Here is a 4,705-nt window from a genome sequence, read left to right as displayed (position 1 = left end):
CAACTGGGCGCCGCGGGCACGCTGTCGGCGGCGCTGGCGGGCAGCCGGCACGACGCTGACACCCCGGGCGGCAGCCGCAGCGGCACGCAGACCAGCCTGGGCTACCTGTGGCGGCAGGAGCGCCTGTCGGTGGGCCTGAATGGCAGCCGCACGCAGGGCGACTACCGCGACGTGGCCACGGCCTACGGCGCGGCCCCGGCCAAGGGCAGCGCCAGCGCGAGCGTGGGCTACGACATGGGCAGCCTGGGCAACGTCAGCGTCAGCTACCTCTACCTGCGCCCGGTGGGGCAGAACGCGTCGCGCTACGCCAGCGTGAACTGGTTCCGTTCGATCGGGCGCACGACCTCGGTCTCGGTGGGCATGAACCAGAACCTGGACAAGCGCAGCGACCGCGGCATCTTCGTCGGCCTGAGCTGGTCGTGGGACGCGCAGACCAGCGTGAGCGCCGGCGTGCAGCGCAGCGGCGACCAGGGCACCGTGGGCACCGTCAGCGCGCAGCACTCCCCCCTCGGCGACGGCGGCTGGGGCTGGCGCGCCACCGCGCGCACGGGCGGCGGCACGACCGGCGGACAGGCCGAAATCAACTACCTGGGTCCCTACGGCCGCGTGCAGGCCGGCGTGAGCGAGATGGGCGGCGGCCGTGCCAGCCGCTACGCCTATGCCGGCGCCAGCGGTGCGCTGGTGTTGATGGGCGGCGGGGTGCTGGCCGCGCGGCGCATCGACGACGCCTTTGCGGTGGTGGACACCGACGGCGTGGCCGGCGTGCCCGTGAAGCTCGAGAATCGACCGGTGGGGCAGACCAATGCGAGCGGACTGCTGCTGGTCGTGCCGGTGAACGCCTACCAGAACAACAAGCTGGCGATCGACCCGATGGACCTGCCCGCCGACGTGCGCATCGAACGCGCCGAGAGCCTCATCACGCCCGCCGGCCGGTCGGGCGCGCGGGCGCATTTCGGCATCACGCCCGTGCGGGCCGCCCACGTGGCACTGACGGACGCGCAGGGCCAGCCCTTGCCGCTGGGCAGCCGCGTGCAGGTGAACGGGCAGGAGGGCGGTGGCGCGGTGGTGGGCTACGACGGCTGGGTGTACCTGGACACGCTCGACGTGCGCAACACGCTGGCCGTGCGCACGCCCGACGGCACGGTGTGCCGGGCACAGTTCGACTGGCGGCGTCCCGAGGGCGGTGGTTTGCAGAAAGAGCGGTTGACATGTGGACGTTGAGATTCGTGAAACTGGCGCTGGCCTTCTCATGCCTGCTGGGCATGGGCGCGGCGCATGCCGACCCGAGCTGCTGGGTCGCCAGCCAGCCCAGCTTCGCCTTCGGCACCGTGACGGCGTCGGCGGCGACGGACACCACCGCCACGGTCGGCTTCGCCTGCCAGAACGACACCGGCCAGACCATGTACTTGAGCTACTGCGTGTACGTCTCCCAGGGCAACGAGATCGCCGGCTACGCCCCGCGCTACATGACCAACTGGAACGGTTCGCAGATGGCCTACAACATCTATGCCGACGCGGCCCGCAGCGGCATCGTCGGCCCGCCGCCGGGCGGTGGCACCTACGCCAGCGCGGGTGGAACCTTCGTGCTGCCGGCCAGCGGCGGCAACGTCGCGTTGAACATCCCGCTGTACGGTCGTGTGCCGTCCGGGCAATCGCTGGCGGCGGGCAGCTACCAGGCCAACATCTACAACTCCGAGGTCGTCTGGGGCATGAAGAGCGGCAACGCGCCCGACAGCTGCACCGCGAGTTCGGCCAAGTACGTCGGCAGGACGAACTTCTATACGCAGGTCACGGCCCTCTATTCCAACGCCTGCACCGTCAGCGTGGCTGCCACCGACCTGGACTTCGGCAGTGCCAGCTCGCTGAGCGCCGCGGTCAACGGCACGGCCGCCATCACGATGGCCTGCCCGCCCAGCACCGCCTGGAAGGTGGGACTGAGCAATGGCGTGAACGTGGCAGGGACGCAGCGGCGCATGGCGGGCGGCACCGGTGACTACATCCAGTACGAGCTGTACCGCGATGCCGCGCGTTCGCTGCGCTGGGGCAACACCGTCGGCACGGACACGGTCGACGGCAGCGGCAATCCCGGCAGCAGCATTCCGGTCTATGGGCGGGTGCCGGCCCAGACCAATGTGACGCCGGGCAGCTACAGCGACACGATCACGGTCACCGTGACCTACTGAAGAATCGCCATCGCCCCGGGAGCCGGGCTGCGCATCAGATCGGCGCGTAAGTCCCCGTGCCGTCCGGCCAGGCCGTCAGCACCTCGTAGCCGTCGGCCGTGACCGCCACCATGTGCTCCCACTGCGCGGACAGCGAGCGGTCCTTGGTCACGACGGTCCAGCCGTCGGCCAGCTGCTTCGTTTCGGCGCGGCCCGCGTTGAGCATCGGCTCGATGGTGAAGACCATGCCCGGCTCGAGCACCAGGCCCGCTCCGCGCCGCCCGAAGTGCAGCACCTGCGGTTCGTCGTGGTAGATGCGGCCGATGCCGTGCCCGCAGTATTCGCGCACCACGCTGAAGTGCTCGCGCTGTGCGACCGACTGGATGGCGTGGCCCACGTCGCCCAGCGTCGCGCCGGGCTTCACCTGGCGGATGCCGGCGCACAGGGCTTCGTAGGTCGTCTCCACCAGCCGGCGCGCCAGCACGCTGGGCGCACCGACGAAGAACATGCGGCTGGTGTCGCCGAACCAGCCGTCCTTGTTGACGGCGACGTCGATGTTGACGATGTCGCCCGCCTTCAGGATCTTGTCGGGCGAGGGGATGCCGTGGCACACGACCTGGTTCACCGAGGTGAGGATGGTCTTCGGATAGCCCAGGTAGCCCGCGTTGGCGGGAATGGCGCCCTGCACCTTCACGATGTGTTCGTGGCAGAGGCGATCGAGCGCTTCGGTGCTCACGCCGGGCACGACGTGGGGCTCGATCATCGCCAGGACCTCGGCGGCCAGCTGTGCGGCGCGCCGCGCCATCACCAGCTCTTCGGCGGACTTGAGTGGAACGTCGTGTGCCATCAGTGCTGCTTGCCGTTCGCGGGGGCGCGGGGCTTGCCCGGTGGCGCCGCAGTGACTGTCGCGGCAATGTCCAGCCCGCCTGAAAGCTCGGCCTGGATCAGCAGCTGGCAGACCTCCCGGTAGTCGAGGTCGGGATGCATCTCGGTCAGCATGCCGACCCGCATCCAGTGCTCTGCCTGCGCATTGATCGACCGGCTGAGGGCGTTGCCCGCCACGCGCAGGTTCTCGTGCATCAGGTCTGAAATCTTGACGATGCCCATGGGCCACCTCTGTATGAAACGTATATGGATTGTATGCGTTTCATGTGGTCGGGTGTTGGGGGCCGGTCTACGCGCTCTTGTCCCGCGCGATCAGCAGGTTGCGCGCTTCCACCAAGAGCGGCTTCACGGTCTCGAAGGTCGCGGCGCTCGGGTTGATCACGCTCACCCAGTGCATCTTGGCGTACACCGGGTGCGGCATCAGCCGGTCGAGCGCGGTGTAGTCGATGTCGACTGGCGGCTGCTCGCCGAGCAGCGCGCGAAAGCTTTCCTTGCCCACGCCGACGTTGAGGCGGAACACGCCGGGCCGGTTCAGCTTCGAGGCGCTGTCGAAGTCGTTGTCCTTCGTCACGATCGTGGCGAAGGGGAACTTGTTGTCCGCGCCGTGGAAGAAGAAGGTGTTGTCGTCGGCCACTTCGAAATGGCCGCCGCCGAGCATGTCGATGAGGTGTTGGGTGATGTCGTCTTCGGTCATGGAGATTGGATGAGGTCAAGGCTTCCAGCGCCGCAGGCCGAGCTCGTCGGCCAGTGCCTGGTAGGCCTTGATGCGCGCCTGCACGTAGTCGTCGAGTGCGGCGCCGGTGAGCGCGAAAGGATAAAGGCCGTGCCGTTCGCGCAGGGCCGCGTAGCCCGGCGCGGCGGTGGCCTCGGCGAAGGCTGCGGTCCAGGCGCGCACGGCGGCGTCGGGCACGTTGGCGCTCAGGTAGACGCCGCGCACGGTCGGCCAGACGATGTCCGCGCCTTGCTCGCGCGCGGTGGGCACGCCCGTGAGCGCACCGCCCAGCCGCGCTTCGGACAGCACCGCGAGCAGGCGCAGCGGCGCACCGCCGGCGATGGCCTGCAGCGCCTCGGCGGCGTCGCCCGGGAACGCATCGACGTGCTTGCCCTGCAGCGCGCCCAGCGCATCGCCGCCGCCTTCGAAGGACACGAAGCGCATCGCCTTCGGTGCGCCGCCGGCCGCGCGCACCAGCAGCGCGGCCTTCACCCAGTCCTGGCTGCCGACCGTACCGCCCGCGCCGAAGACCACGCGCGACGGGTCCTGGCGCAGCGCGGCGATCAGGTCCTGCAGGCGGCGGTAGGGCGAGTCGCGGTGCACGGCGACCACGCCGTAGTCGGTGCCCAGCGTGGCGATCCAGCGCACGGCCGAGGGCGGGTGCGGCCCGAAGCGGCCCTGCGCGAGGTTGAGCAGCGAGCCGCTCGAGAACGCGACCAGCGTGCCCGGCCCGCCGAGCTGGCCGCTCGCGATGCGGTCGAAGGCCACCGCGCCGATGCCGCCCGGCAGATAGCGCTGCGCGAGCGGCGTGCGCGCGGGGCGCACGGCCTGCAGCGCATCGCGCGCCAGGGCACAGGTCAACGCGAAGCCGCCGCCGGCCTTGGCGGGAATCACGCATTCCGCCGGGCCTTCGGACGCGTCGCCCGCTGCCGCCGTCGCCTGCAGC

General features: G+C 70.3%; 6 protein-coding genes. 2 read left to right on the top strand and 4 right to left on the bottom strand.

What is annotated here, in order from left to right; translation table 11 throughout:
• A partial coding sequence (locus tag VBO01S_RS30815) for a fimbria/pilus outer membrane usher protein (protein ID WP_157627534.1) occupies nt 1-1,221 on the top strand: 1,221 nt, incomplete at its 5' end.
• Nucleotides 1,209-2,183, top strand: coding sequence for a Csu type fimbrial protein (locus VBO01S_RS30810; protein WP_082818355.1), 975 nt, complete (start codon nt 1,209-1,211; stop codon nt 2,181-2,183). The genes VBO01S_RS30815 and VBO01S_RS30810, both read left to right, overlap by 13 nt.
• A gap of 34 nt (nt 2,184-2,217) precedes the next feature.
• Here VBO01S_RS30810 and map read toward each other — a convergent pair whose 3' ends face one another.
• The 4 genes from map to VBO01S_RS30790 all read right to left on the bottom strand — a co-directional run bounded on the left by map (nt 2,218) and on the right by VBO01S_RS30790 (nt 4,704).
• The gene (gene map, locus VBO01S_RS30805) at nt 2,218-3,009 is read right to left on the bottom strand and encodes a type I methionyl aminopeptidase (RefSeq protein ID WP_062482853.1); all 792 of its coding nucleotides are present in this window, start codon (nt 3,007-3,009) and stop codon (nt 2,218-2,220) included.
• Nucleotides 3,009-3,269 carry a ParD-like family protein gene (locus tag VBO01S_RS30800; protein WP_062482851.1) on the bottom strand — a complete coding sequence of 87 codons (261 nt, stop codon included), beginning with the start codon at nt 3,267-3,269 and terminating at the stop codon, nt 3,009-3,011. Before VBO01S_RS30800 ends, map begins: the two co-directional genes overlap by 1 nt.
• Before the next feature lie 67 nt (nt 3,270-3,336).
• On the bottom strand, nt 3,337-3,741 hold the full coding sequence (locus VBO01S_RS30795; protein ID WP_062482849.1) for a DUF6194 family protein: 405 nt from the start codon (nt 3,739-3,741) through the stop codon (nt 3,337-3,339).
• A 15-nt stretch (nt 3,742-3,756) separates the two neighbouring features.
• Entirely contained in the window at nt 3,757-4,704 is a 948-nt protein-coding gene (locus VBO01S_RS30790; RefSeq protein ID WP_082818354.1) for a Bug family tripartite tricarboxylate transporter substrate binding protein, read from the bottom strand.
• Between the last annotated feature and the right edge of the window lies 1 nt (nt 4,705).

Origin of the sequence: Variovorax boronicumulans NBRC 103145, assembly GCF_001591345.1 — a bacterium.
In the GTDB taxonomy this organism is placed as follows: domain Bacteria; phylum Pseudomonadota; class Gammaproteobacteria; order Burkholderiales; family Burkholderiaceae_C; genus Variovorax; species Variovorax boronicumulans.
The sequence above is the reverse complement of the archived record's forward strand: the minus strand, read 5'-3'. Positions and strand labels throughout refer to the sequence as shown.

Excerpts from the sequence above, each read along its gene's own strand:
- VBO01S_RS30810 (WP_082818355.1), top strand. The coding sequence starts at position 1,209 with ATGTGGACGTTGAGATTCGTGAAACTGGCGCTGGCCTTCTCATGCCTG.
- map (WP_062482853.1), bottom strand. The coding sequence starts at position 3,009 with ATGGCACACGACGTTCCACTCAAGTCCGCCGAAGAGCTGGTGATGGCG.
- VBO01S_RS30800 (WP_062482851.1), bottom strand. The coding sequence starts at position 3,269 with ATGGGCATCGTCAAGATTTCAGACCTGATGCACGAGAACCTGCGCGTG.
- VBO01S_RS30795 (WP_062482849.1), bottom strand. The coding sequence starts at position 3,741 with ATGACCGAAGACGACATCACCCAACACCTCATCGACATGCTCGGCGGC.